General features: G+C 68.8%; 12 protein-coding genes. 5 read left to right on the top strand and 7 right to left on the bottom strand.

From position 1 onward, the window contains the following. Nucleotides 1-155 precede the first annotated feature (155 nt). Nucleotides 156-761, top strand: coding sequence for a hypothetical protein (locus P2T65_RS02740; protein ID WP_145979767.1), 606 nt, complete (start codon nt 156-158; stop codon nt 759-761). A gap of 12 nt (nt 762-773) precedes the next feature. Here P2T65_RS02740 and P2T65_RS02735 read toward each other — a convergent pair whose 3' ends face one another. Beyond that, nucleotides 774-1217, bottom strand: a complete 444-nt coding sequence (locus tag P2T65_RS02735; protein WP_055457369.1) for a universal stress protein — start codon at nt 1215-1217, stop codon at nt 774-776. Nucleotides 1218-1436: 219 nt separating this feature from the next. Here P2T65_RS02735 and P2T65_RS02730 point away from each other — a divergent pair, with 219 nt between their 5' ends. Continuing rightward, the gene (locus P2T65_RS02730) at nt 1437-2309 is read left to right on the top strand and encodes an AraC family transcriptional regulator (protein WP_276199142.1); all 873 of its coding nucleotides are present in this window, start codon (nt 1437-1439) and stop codon (nt 2307-2309) included. 12 nt (nt 2310-2321) lie between these two features. Here the strand turns inward: P2T65_RS02730 and P2T65_RS02725 are convergent, their stop codons facing one another. Beyond that, nucleotides 2322-2642: a 2Fe-2S iron-sulfur cluster-binding protein gene (locus P2T65_RS02725; protein ID WP_055457371.1), complete on the bottom strand. Its 321-nt coding sequence runs from the start codon at nt 2640-2642 to the stop codon at nt 2322-2324. A 91-nt stretch (nt 2643-2733) separates the two neighbouring features. Continuing rightward, the gene (locus tag P2T65_RS02720; protein WP_082464647.1) at nt 2734-3108 is read right to left on the bottom strand and encodes an Hpt domain-containing protein; all 375 of its coding nucleotides are present in this window, start codon (nt 3106-3108) and stop codon (nt 2734-2736) included. Between the two features lie 334 nt (nt 3109-3442). Here P2T65_RS02720 and P2T65_RS02715 point away from each other — a divergent pair, with 334 nt between their 5' ends. The 3 genes from P2T65_RS02715 (at nt 3443) to P2T65_RS02705 (ending at nt 10090) form a co-directional block, all read left to right on the top strand. Beyond that, entirely contained in the window at nt 3443-8953 is a 5511-nt protein-coding gene (locus tag P2T65_RS02715) for a hypothetical protein (protein WP_276199141.1), read from the top strand. Nucleotides 8954-9118: 165 nt separating this feature from the next. Next, complete coding sequence (locus P2T65_RS02710; RefSeq protein ID WP_055457877.1) at nt 9119-9544, top strand: GNAT family N-acetyltransferase; 426 nt, start codon at nt 9119-9121, stop codon at nt 9542-9544. Nucleotides 9545-9625: 81 nt separating this feature from the next. Beyond that, nucleotides 9626-10090, top strand: coding sequence for a GyrI-like domain-containing protein (locus P2T65_RS02705; protein ID WP_063189175.1), 465 nt, complete (start codon nt 9626-9628; stop codon nt 10088-10090). A 10-nt stretch (nt 10091-10100) separates the two neighbouring features. Here the strand turns inward: P2T65_RS02705 and P2T65_RS02700 are convergent, their stop codons facing one another. Genes P2T65_RS02700 through P2T65_RS02685 form a run of 4 tightly spaced genes read right to left on the bottom strand, consistent with a single transcriptional unit; the run spans nt 10101 to nt 13808 of the window. After that, complete coding sequence (locus P2T65_RS02700) at nt 10101-10715, bottom strand: ABC-type transport auxiliary lipoprotein family protein (protein WP_055457375.1); 615 nt, start codon at nt 10713-10715, stop codon at nt 10101-10103. A 1-nt stretch (nt 10716) separates the two neighbouring features. Next, nucleotides 10717-11829: an MlaD family protein gene (locus P2T65_RS02695; protein WP_055457376.1), complete on the bottom strand. Its 1113-nt coding sequence runs from the start codon at nt 11827-11829 to the stop codon at nt 10717-10719. 19 nt (nt 11830-11848) lie between these two features. Continuing rightward, nucleotides 11849-12655 (bottom strand): ABC transporter ATP-binding protein, encoded by an 807-nt coding sequence (locus P2T65_RS02690; protein WP_055457377.1) that lies wholly within the window; start codon nt 12653-12655, stop codon nt 11849-11851. 1 nt (nt 12656) lies between these two features. Further along, nucleotides 12657-13808: an MlaE family lipid ABC transporter permease subunit gene (locus tag P2T65_RS02685; RefSeq protein ID WP_082464649.1), complete on the bottom strand. Its 1152-nt coding sequence runs from the start codon at nt 13806-13808 to the stop codon at nt 12657-12659. Nucleotides 13809-13886 lie beyond the last annotated feature (78 nt).

Raw genomic sequence — 13886 nt, 5'->3', positions numbered from 1 at the left:
CGCCGCACCCCGGCGCAAGCTCGTATCCTGGACGCATGCTGCGAATCGGAATGCGATCCGGGATCCAGCGCAACAACTTGCCGAAGGCGAGCCCTCTCCTGGAGATGAGGCGGATACCCCTTGCCTCTGCGCCCGCCTTCGCCGACAAGACGGCCATGCAGGATCAGGACGACATCGCAGAAGATGCCGGAGCGCCTCCCGGCCACGTCTATCGCCAGAAGCCCCGGCCCGTCGGCTTCGAGGTTATCTACCGGCTCGAGGGCGACCGGCTGGTGGCAGATGCCGGGCGACGCGTCGATACCGTCGCGCTGTCAGCGGTCAGGGAGGTTCGCCTGACCTTCGAATCGAAGACGGCCGTGCGCAATGTCTACCGCACGACTCTGCGCATGGCGGACGGCCGCAGCCTGTCGCTCACCAATGTCAACTGGGGCCTCTCCGGCGCGCAGACGCAGAACGGCGATTATTCGGCTTTCGTACGGTCTCTCGTCGCGGCCGTGGCAGCGGCGAACCCCGGCGTCGTCATCCGCTGCGGCCGCTCCTACGCTGCGTGGCTGCTGCTGACAGCCATCGGCCTCATGACCGTCATCGGCGTGGCGGGCTTCGCCTACCAGGCCATCAGCGAGGGCGCGGGCACCGCGGCCCTCATCGGCCTTGCCGTGCTCGCCCTCGCCTACTGGCAGCTTGCCCCGCTCGTCCTGCGCAATCGCCCGCGGCTGGCGACCGCGGGCGATCTGCCGGCCGACCTCCTGCCGCCGAAGTGAAAGCTCTGCCGTTCAGCTCTCGCCCGCGTGATTCTCGCGCACCACGAGCACCGAGCACGGCGCATGCCGGACGATGGTGGAGGCGTTGGAACCGAGCAGGTAGGTCGCCATGGCCGGACGGTGGGAACCGACGATGATGAGGTCGGCCTTCATCTTTGCAGCTTCTTCGAGCACCTCGTTGTAGACGGCGCCCATGTGGACCGCCGTGGACACGCGCTCCTTCGGCAGCGGCACGGTATCGGCGATTTCCTTGAGCTTGGCCTCGCTGTCGCTCTGCTGCTCCGCATCGAAATCCGGCGGCACGAACTCCATGAAGGTCACGGGAAGGATCGAGCGCACATAGATGAGGCGCACCTGACCGCCGGAGGCATTGGCGAAGGCCACCGCCTTGTCGATGGCCGCGCGCGAGACCTCGACCTCGGCGAGATCGACCGGCACCAGGATGGACTTGAACATCGAAACCCCCTTGTCATCGAGACGATGAAACCTAGTCGCCCAGCCTCGCCGCGGCGTTGATCGAGGTCAACCGTCCCCGGCGCGCACGAGCGCGCCATCGGCGGCATGGAGCGCACGCCGTCCGGCACGGAAAATGCGCAACGCCGATCAAACCGCTATCGGTAGTCTCCGCGGGCGCCGGAAGAGCCGGCGCGACGCGCGAGGGAGCGGAACGGAGACATGATCGGCCGCAAGTCCCAGACACGCCTCGACTATGCCGAGCGGATCGCCCGGGTCGCCACACATATCGCCGGCCACCTCGACGACGACCTGTCGCTCGAGCGCCTCGCCGGCATCGCCTGTCTCTCGCCCTACCACTTTCACCGCATCTACCGGGCGATGACGGGCGAGACGGCGGCGGAGACGGCGCGGCGCCTCAGGCTGCACCGGGCCGCCCACAGCCTCGTCGCCTCGCAATTGCCCATCGCGCGCATCGCCGCCCGGGCCGGCTACGGCAGCGTCGCCGCCTTCACACGCGCCTTCGCGGTCTCCTACGGCCACGCCCCCGCCGCCTACCGGCGCCGCGGCCGCCTGCTGCCCGGCGCCGGGTGCCCCCAGGAAGAGGATGGCCCCATGACCAGCCCCTGGATCGTCACCCTGCAGCCCATGCCAGCGCTGCGCCTGGCCACCATCCACCATGTCGGTCCCTACATGGAGATCGGCCGCGCCTTCGACCGGCTGATGCCCTGGGCTGCGGCGCGCGGCCTCCTCGGCGCCGGCGCCGTCACCGTCGGCGTCTATTACGCCGACCCCGGCACTGTCGCGGCGAAGGACCTCAGCGCGGATGCCGGCATCTCCATCGGTCGCGAGATCGAGGGCGACGCCACCGTCCACATTGTCCTTATCGCTGCCGGCACGCACGCCGTGCTGCGCCACCGCGGCCCCTATGCGGAGCTCGAGCGCGCCTACGACTGGCTCTACCGCGCCTGGCTGCCGGCGAGCGGGCACGAGCCGGCGGATCGCCCGCCCTATGAGATCTATCGCAACGATCCGCGCGAGGTGCCGGCGCAGGACCTCGTCACGGACATCTGCCTGCCGCTCGCCGATGTTTAAGCGAAAGCCGGCTCAGCCCTGTCGCTCGGGCGTGCGCACCACGAGACCATCGAGCTCCGGCCGCACGCGAATCTGGCAGGACAGGCGCGAGCTGGGCCTGACGTCGAAGGCGAAGTCGAGCATGTCCTCCTCCATCGGCTCGGGCTCGCCGACCGCCTCGCGCCAGGCCTCGTCCACATAGACGTGGCATGTGGCGCAGGCACAGGCCCCGCCGCACTCGGCCTCAATGCCCGGCACGCCGTTGCGGATGGCCGTCTCCATGACGGTGGCACCGACCTCGGCCTCGACCGTGCGGGCGATGTCATCGGCATCGATGAATGTGATCTTGGGCATGCCCTGCTCCGTGGCGATTCCCGCCCTCTTTAGAACATCTGCAGGCGATGTGAACACCGACGGTGAGTCGCAGGGGGACCGTCTATGCCGATCAGGCGCGTGTCAGAAGCTCGGCGAGAGCGGCGTCGCAATCGGCAGCGGCCGCCTCGAGCCTCGGCAGGAGATCGTCGAGCCCGGCCGGCTCGCTGCCGTCGGCGGCGAGCCGCAACTCGGCCTCGATCCGCCTCGCCGCCTCTGCAAGCGGACGGGCTCCGATCGCGAGCGAAGCACCCTTCAGTGTGTGGGCGGCCTCATAGCGCAGTGCGGCCGCGCCCTTGCCGGCAATGATGGCCATCTGGCCCTTGAGCTGTTCGCGGAAGAGCTGGGCCACCTCGCGCATCAGGACCGTGTCGCCGGCAGCCTGACGCAGCAGGAATTCCTCGTCCAAAGGCGAAGCGGCATCATCCGTCTCGCGGGCATCCATCATGATCCTCGTCCCGGCGGCAAGCCGGCAGGGCCGGCGATCAGGCTTGTCCACATGGAAGAGGGCCGCCTCGTGCGGTGTCCGTCAACCATGCCACTCTCCCGCCATAAGTCTTTGACGTTCCAGATGGTAAACAAGGCGTTAACGAAACATTCAAGTGGCCGTCCGGTCGGGTTTCTTTCGCCGGAGCCGAACGATAGACTGTTTTGGTAAATGGCGGTCCCTGCGGCCGGGCGGTCTTGCGCAAGCGAGGAGGCCCCGTCCGGACGCAGGCTACCGTTGCCGGAACAGGCAGCGGCGGCAGACCCTATGGTGTGGCGTGAGTGAGGCGGCGATCATGGCCAAGGACAATCAGGCAAAAGACCCGACGGAAGCAGCCCTGTCGGCGATCGAGCAGGCGCTGAACCTGACGGCGCTCGACAGCCGGGCGGCGACGGCGCGCAAGCTGCCCGATCCGGCGGAGGAGCCACGCCTGCCCGAGATCGACGAACAGGCTTTCTTCGCCTCCGTGACTGGCGCCCCGACCGAGAAGCCGGCCGAAGGCACCCCGGAGATGCCCAAGGCGAGTCAGCTCTCGCCCGCCAAGCCTTCCCTCAAGATGCCGGCACCGAAGCCCGGCACCCGGGACACCGCGCCCGCCACGGACGACGAGAAGCCGATGAGCGCCCGCCCCGCCGACAAAGCCGCCGCCCGCGATCCCTCCGCCGCTCGCCCGTCCGGCCAGAAGCCCGCCGGCGTCGTCGCACCGGACCCCTCCCGCGTCGCCAATGACGACAAGGAGACGGTGGGCGCGCTGTTGCAGGCGCTGCAGGCCCGGCCATCCTCCCGTGCCTATTGGCTCGCCGCCGTCGCCTCGCTCGCATGGCTCGGTCTCACCGGGGCCGGCATCTGGCAGCGCTACGACCTCGGTGCGGTCGGCGTGGACGGCGCCATCGGCGCCATTGGTGCCGTTGAGGGCGCGCTGCTTGCCCTGACGGTCTTCGGCCCCGTCGTGCTATTCTTCGTGCTCGCGACACTGCACACCCGCGCGCAGGAGATGCGCCTCGTCGCCCGCGCCATGACGGGCGTTGCCGTGCGCCTCGCCCAGCCCGAGAATCTCGCTGCTGATTCCGTCGTGAACCTCTCCCAAGCCGTGCGCCGCGAGGTCGCCGCGATGGGTGACGGCCTCGAGCGGGCCCTTGCCCGTGCCGGCGAGCTCGAGACGCTCGTGCGCACCGAAATCTCGACCCTGGAGCGCGCCTACGGCGACAACGAAATTCGTATTCGCTCGCTGCTCGACGAACTCGTCGCCCAGCGCGAGGCCATCATCAGCAACGGCGAGCGTGTGAAGGCCGCCATCTCGGGAGCACACGAGAACTTCGCCCAGGAGCTCGAGGGTGCGAGCCGTGTGATCGCCGAGGCCGTTGCCTCCGCCGGCACGCGCGTTGCCGAGCAGCTCGGCTCCAAGGGCGAGCAGATTACCCTCGCCCTCGGCCGCGCCGGCGACCGTATGATCGACGAAATCACCTCGCGGGGCGGCGAACTCGTCGAGCGCCTCGGCTCCACCAGCGACGCGGTCGGGGCCCGTCTCGCCAGCGCCAGCGCGGATGTCACCTCGACGCTCGACGGCAAGGCACGCGAGATCACCGAAGCCATCGAGCGCACCGGCCAGGTGCTGACCACCGGCCTCAACGACGGTGCCGCCGAGCTCACCCGCACGCTCGCCGAGACCGGCACGAGCGTTGCCGAGCAGATTGCCCAGCGCGCCATGGAGGTGAACGACACCCTGCGCTCCACGGGCGAGACGCTCAGCGTCGCCATCGGTGCCCGCGGCGAGGAGGTGACGCAGCGCATCGAGATCACCGGCCGCGAGATCGCCGACACCATCGCCTCGCGTGGCGAGGGCCTCGCCGTGCGTCTCGCCGAGACGGGCGAGCGCATCCACGAGGTCATCAACGTCAATGGCCGCGCGCTGGAGCAGACCTTGGCCGAGACGGGCGATCGGCTCGCGGGCCTGATCGAGGAGCGCACCAGCACCGCCCGCAACGTCTTCTCGTTGAGCGCCGCGGAACTGGAGACGACCCTCACCAGCACCAGCGAGCGCATGGCCGCCCTCATCTCCGAGCGCGCCAACGCTGCCTGCAGCTTCTTCGAGGACGGCGCCCAGGCGCTCGAGATGACCCTCACCACCGCGGGCGAGCGCATTGCCGGCCTGGTTGAGGAGCGCACCAGCGTCGCCCGCGAATTGTTCGAGAACAGCACCCGCGCGCTCGACGAGAGCCTGTCGACCACGGGCGAGCGTCTTGCCACCCTGCTCGAGAGCCGCTCGGACGACGTGCGCCGCGCCTTCGAGAGCGGAACGCAGGCCCTCGACCGCAGCCTCGCCAATACCAGCGAGCAGCTGTCCGGCCTGCTGGAGAATCGCTCCGAAAGCATCCGCCTCGCCTTCGAGAACGGCACGCGCGCGCTCGACGACAGCCTCGCCAGCACCGGCGAGCGCCTCGCCGATCTCCTCGAGACCCGGGCCGAGAACGTCCGCGCGATCTTCGAGAACGGCACCCGCGGCATCGAGGAGAGCCTGGGGACGGTCGGCGACCGCCTCGCCTCGCTCGTTGAGGACCGCACCAATCTCGTGCGCACCGCCTTCGAGGACAGCGCCCGCGCGCTCGAGACCACGCTGTCGACCACCGGCACGCACATGGCCACCCTGCTCGAGGAACGCACGGCGAGCGCCCGCGTCACCTTCGAGGAGAGCGCGCGGACGCTTGCCGAGGAATTCGCCGGCCGCACCTCCGAGCTGCGTGACATGCTCGCCCACCAGACAGACGAGACCCGCGCCCTGATGGCGGGCACCGGCAAGGACGTCGTGCTGGCCATCGCGACGCAGGCCTCGCGCGTCAACGAGGCCCTGGCGCGCAACGCCGAGGCACTTGCGGAGACCATCGACACCCGCGGCCGCCTCGTCGACGAGAAGCTGGGCGAGCGCCTTGCCGCCTTCGAGAAGACGATGGAGACCGGCGGCGACAAGCTGGAGATGACGCTTTACGCCCGCCTCTCGGCCTTCGAGGAGACCATTGAGAACCGGGCCATCAGCCTGGACAACACGCTCAACGCACGCCTCTCGGCCTTCGAGAACGCCATCGAGAGCCGGACCTCCACCCTCGACGCGAGCCTCTCCGAGAAGCTCTCCAGCTTCGAGCGCACGGTGGACGCACGCGCCGGCTCGCTTGATGAGACGCTGTCGGCCCGCCTCGGCTCCTTCCAGCAACTCGTCGAGAGCGGCGCCCGCACGCTCGATGCCACGCTGGGTGCGCGCCTTGCCGCACTCGAGGAGACCATCGAGCAGCGCGGCCACCGCCTCGACGCGGCGCTGTCCATGCGTCTTGCCGGCTTCGAGGACGTCATCGTCACCAAGGGCCAGGCACTCGCCGAGCGCATCGCCAACGACACGTCGGGTTTCACCACGACGGTCACCGCCCGCCTCGCCGATGTCGAGAACCTGCTGACCACCCACGGCACCCGGCTTGCAGACGCGCTCGCCGAGCGCACCAAAGAGGCCGGCGACGTCATGGAGGCGCACATCGCGCGCTTCGAGGAGCGTTCGGCCACCAAGAGCCAGGAGATCGCGAAATCGCTCGACGGGCTCATCGTGCGTATCGACGACAATCTCGGCGCGCGCGCCAGCGCCCTCAACGACGCCCTGGTCGAGCGCACGAAGGAGATCGCCCGCGTCATGGCAGAGGGCGGGCGCGACGTCACCCAGGCGCTGGCCTCCAAGGTGGACGAGATCGGCGGCGTCATCTCGACGAAGAGCGCGCAGCTCACCGAGGTGCTCTCGGGCAAGGCGCAGGAGATCAACGAGACGCTGGGCGGCCGGGCCCTCGACATCGCGGCGACGCTCGACCAGCGCGTCGCCCGCTTCGAGGAGCGGGTCGTCGACCGGCTCGACACGGTCAGCGCCACGCTCGACGAGCGCGGCCAGGCGATCTCCGAGAACCTTGCCGCCCGTGCCGAGGCGATCAACGCAACCCTCGGCAATCGCGCCCAAGAGCTGGAGCGGCTATTCGACGACAAGGGGCTCGGCCTCGTCGGCGCCATCGCCGACCGCGGCGAGAGCATCGCCCGCGAAGTCGCCTCGGTCGGCGAGGCGGTTGTGCGCACGCTTGAGACGCGCGGCCGCTCCATCGTCGAGGCGGTGCAGGAGCGCTCGCAGGAGCTCACCGAGCTGTTCGGCTCGTCGAGCGAGTCGCTGCGCCGTGTCATCGAGGACGGCACCAGCCGCTCCATCGAGACGCTGATGTCCACCAACGACCGCCTGAAGGGCGAGTTGTCAGGCGTGCTCGACCGCCTGTCCGAGGCCAACCGCCTGCTGCAGCAGATGGCCGCGAGCGCCAGCGCCAACCTCGCCCAGGTCGAGGACGGGCTGACGAGCCGGGTCGGCGAGTTGCAGGAGGTGCTCGGCGCGGTGAAGGAGGAGACCGGCCGCGCCGCGAGCGACGTCGCCGCCCAGGTCGAGGCGCTGCGCGCCATCTCCGGCCAGACGCTGACGCAGGCTGCCGGCCTCGCCGAGAAGCTCGGCCAGCAGGGTCGGGCCGTTGCCGAAGTCACGAACGAGCACATCAAGGCCATCGCGGAGGCGACGCGCCTGCTCGAAGGCGTCGAATCGCGCATGGGCGTCGCCCTCGACGAGCGCCGCCAGACGCTGGAGAACCTCGTCTCGGTGGTCGGCGAGCGGGCCGACGACATGGAATCGATCACCCGGTCCTTCAGCGCCCTCCTGTCGGAGACGCTGCAGGAGGCGGAGCGCAAGGCGCGCCAGATCGGCTCCGTGCTGGCCGAAAACGCCCAGTCGGCCACCCAGGCCATCGGCGAGCAGTTCGATCTCATCCGTACGACGACCGGCAAGGAGCGCGAGCGTACAGCGGCTGCCCTGCGCCAGGCCTACGAGCAGGTCATCGCCGAGATGAGCCGGAGCCTCAGCCAGGCGACCGAGCGCTTCCACTCCGTCGCCAACGACATGCGCGGCATGACCGCCCGTATCCATGAGGAGCTGGAGGCGACGCGCAGCGAGCTGAAGCGCGGCGTGATCGAGATGCCGCGCGAGACGCAGGAGACGACCGCCGCCATGCGCCGCGTCGTCGCCGACCAGATCAAGGCGCTCAACGAGCTGACCGAGATCGTCACCCGGTCGGGCCGTGCCGTCGACGTCGTTGAAGCGGCCCAGCCCCGCCGTCCAGCCCAAGCCGAGCGTTCGGCCCCCGAGCGCCCGGTTGCCGAGCGCCCGGCCGCCCCGACGCCGCGGCCCCAGCCGGCACAGCAGGCTGCCCAGCCGGCGGCAGCCCCTGCGCCGCAGCCGGCGCGTGCACCCGTCCCTGCCCCGCAGCGCGAGGCTGCGCCACAGCAGGCCGGCGGCCGTGGCTGGCTCTCGGACCTTCTCGTGCGGGCCTCGCGCGACGAAGCCGAGACGGCAAAAGCCGCGGCTCCCGCCGCGCAGACCGTGGCCGGTGCCCCCGCCAGCCAGCGCCGCACCATCGAGCTGCTCGATTCCATCTCGGTCGATATTGCCCGGATGATCGATCACGATGCGGCGGTGGAGCTGTGGGACCGCTACAAGCGCGGCGAGCGAAACGTGTTCACGCGCCGGCTTTACACCCTTCAGGGCCAGCAGACCTTCGAGGAGATCCGCCGCAAGTACCGTCAGGACGCCGAATTCCGCGAAACCGTGGACCGCTACATTGACGAGTTCGAGCGCCTGCTCGCCGAGGTCTCGCGCCAGGATCGGGACTCGATGATGGCCAAGACCTACCTCACGTCGGAGACCGGCAAGGTCTACACTATGCTGGCGCACGCCACCGGCCGCTTCGAGTGATCGCGGCGCAGGCTTGACAAAATGGGGCGCGGCCACGGACGGCCGCGCCCTTTCCTTTTCTCACGCTGCCGGCAGAAACCGCGGTCGCTCTCTTCGACGGCAATTTGCCGGATGGCCATGGCGAGGCTGTCGCCTGTCCTCGCTGGCGCGTCTGCGGAGATCACCATGGACGAGACGTCGCGGATCATCTACGGGCGGGAGGAAACGCTCCCGGTGGCCGAATTCCGGCAGGTGCTGGATGCATCCGGCCTCGGCACCATCCGTCCCGTCGAGGACGATGGCCGCCTCGCCGCGATGCTCGCCGGCGCAAACCTGATCGTGACGGCACGCCGCGACGTGCCCGGCCACCCGCTCGTCGGCGTTGCCCGCTCCATCACCGACTTCTCCTGGTGCTGCTACCTGTCCGAGCTCGCCGTTGCGCGCTCTGCCCAGGGCCTCGGCATCGGCAAGGGGTTGCTCGACGAGACCCGCCGGCTTCTCGGGCCGCGCGTCAGCCTGGTGCTGGCCTCCGTCCCGGAAGCGATGGGATTCTACGAGCATGCGGGCATGGTGCGCATCGCAGACGCCTTCTGGTATCGGCGGGAGGCGTGACGATAGGCGGTACGGCTCTCGTAACGTTTCTGCCGTAAGGGATGCGGCTGCGTCGACCGAAACTCCCCGGAAGGACCCGTCATGTATCCAGTCCAGATTCGCGAACTCGCTCCCGTCAGGGTCGTGGCCATCCGCCACATCGGCCCCTACGAAGGCGCCGGCCCCACCTTCGACCGGCTCTGGGCCTGGGCCCGCGCGCGGGGGCCCCTTCCGGTCGACCTGCGCGTGTTCAGCGTCTATCATGACGATCCCACGCTCGTGCCGGCAGGCAGCCTGCGCTGCGATGTCGCGATGTACATTGGCCCGGATGCGCAGAGCGATAGCGTCGTCACGGTCGGCGAAATCCCTGGCGGACGCCATGCCGTGCTGAGGTTGAAGGGTCCCTACTCCCTCGTTCCGCAGGCTTCCCGCTGGCTGCTCGAAACATGGCTGCCACAGCACGGCGAACGGCCGGCCCGAGCCCCTTTCGACGAGTATCTCAACAACCCGGCCATCGTGCCGCCGGAAGAGCTGCGCACCGATATCTGCCTGCCACTGGCCGGCTGAGCGCCACCCGTCACGCCCGTGCCGGCGACCAGCGCACGATCTGCAGCAGCACTGACGACAGCGCTTCGTCGAGCGCGCGCGCTGCCCCTGGCCCGGTGATGCCGGCAACCGGCACACGCGCCGAGAAGATCTTGGCCGAGACCACGCGGCCGCTGACCGTCTCGATGAGGCGCGCCGAGATCTCGACCACAGCCTCGGACGACGCGCTCGACACCTCGAAGCGGCGGATTTCGCTGCCGAGCGCGTAATTGGCGACGACCCCGTCGCCGGGGCGCGCCACACGGCCGAGGCGGCTGCCGTTCTCGAAGGTCTGGATCAGGCGCGTCTGCACCAGCTTGGGCAGCCGGTCGGCCCATTGCACGCCGTCGAGCTGCGAGACGGCGCCGTCCGCACCCTTGACGATGATGGCGCTGCCATCGAGCGTCTGCAGCGCCAGCGGCTCGGTGACGATGAGTTGGTCACCGCCGATGCGGGCCGCCCCCGTCACCTCGCGTGGCGCCGAGAGATCGAACGTCGCGGGCGCCGGGCCGGCGCAGCCGGCGAGGACGAGCCCCGCCACGAGCAGCGCGCAGGCGCCGGGGCGAACGGAGCCGCCGGAAGAAGCGGCAGACGATCTGCGGTTCATGTCAGCGACCACTGTAGGCTGGCAATCCCGGCTTGCTGCCGAAGATGAACTGCTGGGGGTTGCGCTCGACGCTGCGCAGCACGCGGTTGATCTCGTTGAGGGTGCGGCGCCCTTCGCTCGCCAGCGCCTCGTAATCGCGCAGGCCGGGGCCGGTGAAGCGGTTGATGCCGGCCGTGATCTCGGCCGTGCGCTTATCGAGGTTGTCGGCCAGCACGCGGATGGAACGGGCGGCCTCCGCCACCTCCTCGAAGGCGCCCTTGCCCTCGGGCGAGGACAGGAAGCCTTCCGCTGCCTTGAGAACGCCGTCGACACGGTCCGCCGCGACGTCGAGCTTCTTCGAGATCGAGGCGATGTCCTTCAGCGTCGATTCGATGTCGCCGCTCGAATCGCCGAGCGCCGCGGTGAAGCGATCGACATTGTCGACGATGCGCGTCACGCGGTCCGGCGGTACCGCCGTCACCACCTCATCGAGATTCGCAGCGAGCGTCTCCAGCCGCTTCGACAGGTCGGCGGCATTGCCCAGCAGCCGCTCGAGACCCGGGGCGTTATCGGCGAGTGCGCCGGAGAACCGCTCAACGTTCTGCACCGTGCGGGTGATCGGATCCTCGGCCTGGCCGACGATGCGGTCGAACTTCGTCAATACGTCGTCCGCCTTGCCCGCGAGCCGCTGTGCCGTCTCCAGAAGATCCTGGAAATCCGAGCGGTCGGCGAAGATCGTCGGCAGTGGCTGGCCGGGTCCGGCTTCCAGCGGCCGTGCGTCGGGATTGCCGCCGGTGAGCTGGATGTTGGCGACGCCGGTCAGCCCCTGATATTCGAGCCGCGCCTTGGTGTCGGTATTGATCGGCGTCGTGCGGTCGACGTCGACGCGCGCGACCACGCGCCGCGGGTCCTCGGGCAGAAGCTCGATGTTCGATACCTCGCCGACCCTGAGACCGTTGAACAGTACCAGGGAGCCACGCGACAGGCCGGAGACGGAGCCGGAGAAGACGATGCGATAGCTCACGCGGTTGGCGCGCACGTCTGCCCCGGCGAACCAGTAGACGAACAGGAAGGCGCCGGCAATGACCACCAGCGTGAACAATCCGATCAGAGCGTAATTGGCCCGTGTCTCCATACCGCCTGTCGTCTCTTTCTCACTCGGCCATCACGGCCCGGGCTCTCTTGCCGTGGAAATAGGCCCTCACCCAAGGGTGATCCGAGGCCAGCATATCCTCGATCGTTCCCGATGCGATGATTCGCCCCTCCCCGAGCGCCGCGATACGGTCGCAGACCGAATGGAGGCTGTCGAGGTCGTGGGTTACCATGAAAACCGTGAGCCCCAAAGTCTTCTGCAGGGTGGCGATGAGGTCGTCGAAGTCGCCCGCCCCGATGGGGTCGAGGCCTGACGTCGGTTCGTCGAGAAACACAATTTCGGGATCGAGGGCGAGCGCGCGGGCGAGCGCGGCGCGCTTGATCATGCCGCCCGACAGGTCGGAGGGATATTTGTCCGCCGCGTCGGGGCTGAGGCCCACCATCTCGATCTTCAGCATGGCGAGTTCCTCGAGCAGCCGGTCGGACATGTCGAGGTATTCGCGCATCGGCACCTGCACGTTCTGCCTCACCGTCAGCGAGGAGAACAGTGCCCCGTGCTGGAACAGCACGCCCCAACGGCGCTCGATGGCCCTGCGCGAGGCCGGATTGAGGCCGTCGAGATCCTCGCCGAAGACCTCGATGGTGCCGGCCCGCTTCGGCACAAGGCCGAGGATCGCGCGTGTCAGCACGGACTTGCCGGTTCCCGAGGCTCCGACGAAGCCGAGGATCTCGCCACGGTAAACGTCGAGATCAAGCCCCTTCATGATCGTCTTCTCGCCGAAGCCGACCTCGAGCCCGCGCACGCGGATGACGACCTCGCGCTCGCGTTCGTCGGCGGTTCTGGCGGAGTTCTGGGGCGTATCATCCATGTCAGTAATCGATGGCCGCGAAGAACATGGCGAAGAGACCGTCGACCACGATCACCATGAAGATGGACTTTACCACCGATGACGTCACCTGCCGGCCGAGCGACTCCGCCGAGCCCTGCACGGCGAGCCCCTCGAGCGAGGCAATGAGGCCGATGACGAGCGCCATGAAAGGCGCCTTGATGAGGCCGACGAGGAAGGTGGAAAGCACAATCGCCCCCTGCAGGCGGGCGAGGAAGATCTCGGGGCTGATGCCGCCGTAGACCCAGGCCACGAGACCGCCGCCGAGCAGCGCCGACATCATCGACAGGAAGGTCAGCAGTGGCAGCCCGATGATGAGCGCCAGCACGCGCGGCACGATCAGCACCTGCACCGGGTCGAGCCCCATCACGCGCAGCGCATCCACCTCCTCACGCATCTTCATCGAGCCGATCTCGGCCGTGAAGGCGCTGCCCGAGCGGCCGGCGATCATGATCGATGTAAGGAGTACCGCCAGTTCGCGCAGGATAAGGATGCCGACGAGATCAACCACGAAGGGCGTCGCCCCGAAGCGCTGCAGCTGGAAGATGCCCTGCTGCGCCACGATGGCCCCGACGAGGAAGGAGATGAGCGCGATGATGGGCACGCCGCGGAAGGCGATGTGTTCCAACTGGTGAACGAGCGCGGGAAAGCGGAAGCGGCGGGGATTGAAGAGCACGACGACCAAGGCCGCGACAACCTCGCCGAGGAAGCTGACGCCGCGCACGAAGTCCTTGCCCACCTCGACGACCGTGCGGCCGACGTCGACGAGAAAGTCGACGATGTGCAAGTTCTTCGCGCGGCTCGGCTCCTGGAAGCCGCGATAGGCGATCTCGTCGAGCAGCGTTTGATGCTCCGGGCGGGCACCGACGAAATCGGCGCGCTGGCCCCGGTCGCCCAGTTCGTGCCGCGTCCGATCGAGCACCCAAGCGCCCAGCGTGTCGAGCCGCCCGATCTCCGAAATGTCGATGCGTACGCTGCCGCCGCCGCGGGCTTCCTCCAGAAGCATGGCGGCGAGCCGCTCCACCTCGGCGGCATGGGGCGCCGTCCAGCGCCCGGACACGACGAAGCGCATATCACCGCCGCGCTCGTCGACGGCGATCGCCGGTCCTGAATTCATCGCCTCGATGCCCGCCATGCCTCGTCCAGGGTGCGCTCCCCGTCGAATCCAGGCACCGTGATAACGCGCCGGAACCGTGACTGTCGACAAATGCAC

Origin of the sequence: Chelatococcus sp. XZ-Ab1 (assembly GCF_029309855.1) — a bacterium.
Lineage (GTDB): Bacteria > Pseudomonadota > Alphaproteobacteria > Rhizobiales > Beijerinckiaceae > Chelatococcus_A > Chelatococcus_A sambhunathii.
Note: the sequence above shows the minus strand (reverse complement) of the source record. Positions and strands in the feature narration are given on the sequence as shown.

What these genes read in the sequence shown, in the direction of transcription:
- P2T65_RS02735 (WP_055457369.1), bottom strand. Translation starts at nt 1,217, where the DNA reads ATGTTCAAGTCCATCCTGGTGCCGGTCGATCTCGCCGAGGTCGAGGTC.
- P2T65_RS02730 (WP_276199142.1), top strand. Translation starts at nt 1,437, where the DNA reads ATGATCGGCCGCAAGTCCCAGACACGCCTCGACTATGCCGAGCGGATC.
- P2T65_RS02710 (WP_055457877.1), top strand. Translation starts at nt 9,119, where the DNA reads ATGGACGAGACGTCGCGGATCATCTACGGGCGGGAGGAAACGCTCCCG.
- P2T65_RS02715 (WP_276199141.1), top strand. Translation starts at nt 3,443, where the DNA reads ATGGCCAAGGACAATCAGGCAAAAGACCCGACGGAAGCAGCCCTGTCG.
- P2T65_RS02705 (WP_063189175.1), top strand. Translation starts at nt 9,626, where the DNA reads ATGTATCCAGTCCAGATTCGCGAACTCGCTCCCGTCAGGGTCGTGGCC.
- P2T65_RS02690 (WP_055457377.1), bottom strand. Translation starts at nt 12,655, where the DNA reads ATGGATGATACGCCCCAGAACTCCGCCAGAACCGCCGACGAACGCGAG.
- P2T65_RS02700 (WP_055457375.1), bottom strand. Translation starts at nt 10,715, where the DNA reads ATGAACCGCAGATCGTCTGCCGCTTCTTCCGGCGGCTCCGTTCGCCCC.
- P2T65_RS02725 (WP_055457371.1), bottom strand. Translation starts at nt 2,642, where the DNA reads ATGCCCAAGATCACATTCATCGATGCCGATGACATCGCCCGCACGGTC.
- P2T65_RS02685 (WP_082464649.1), bottom strand. Translation starts at nt 13,808, where the DNA reads ATGGCGGGCATCGAGGCGATGAATTCAGGACCGGCGATCGCCGTCGAC.
- P2T65_RS02720 (WP_082464647.1), bottom strand. Translation starts at nt 3,108, where the DNA reads ATGATGGATGCCCGCGAGACGGATGATGCCGCTTCGCCTTTGGACGAG.
- P2T65_RS02695 (WP_055457376.1), bottom strand. Translation starts at nt 11,829, where the DNA reads ATGGAGACACGGGCCAATTACGCTCTGATCGGATTGTTCACGCTGGTG.
- P2T65_RS02740 (WP_145979767.1), top strand. Translation starts at nt 156, where the DNA reads ATGCAGGATCAGGACGACATCGCAGAAGATGCCGGAGCGCCTCCCGGC.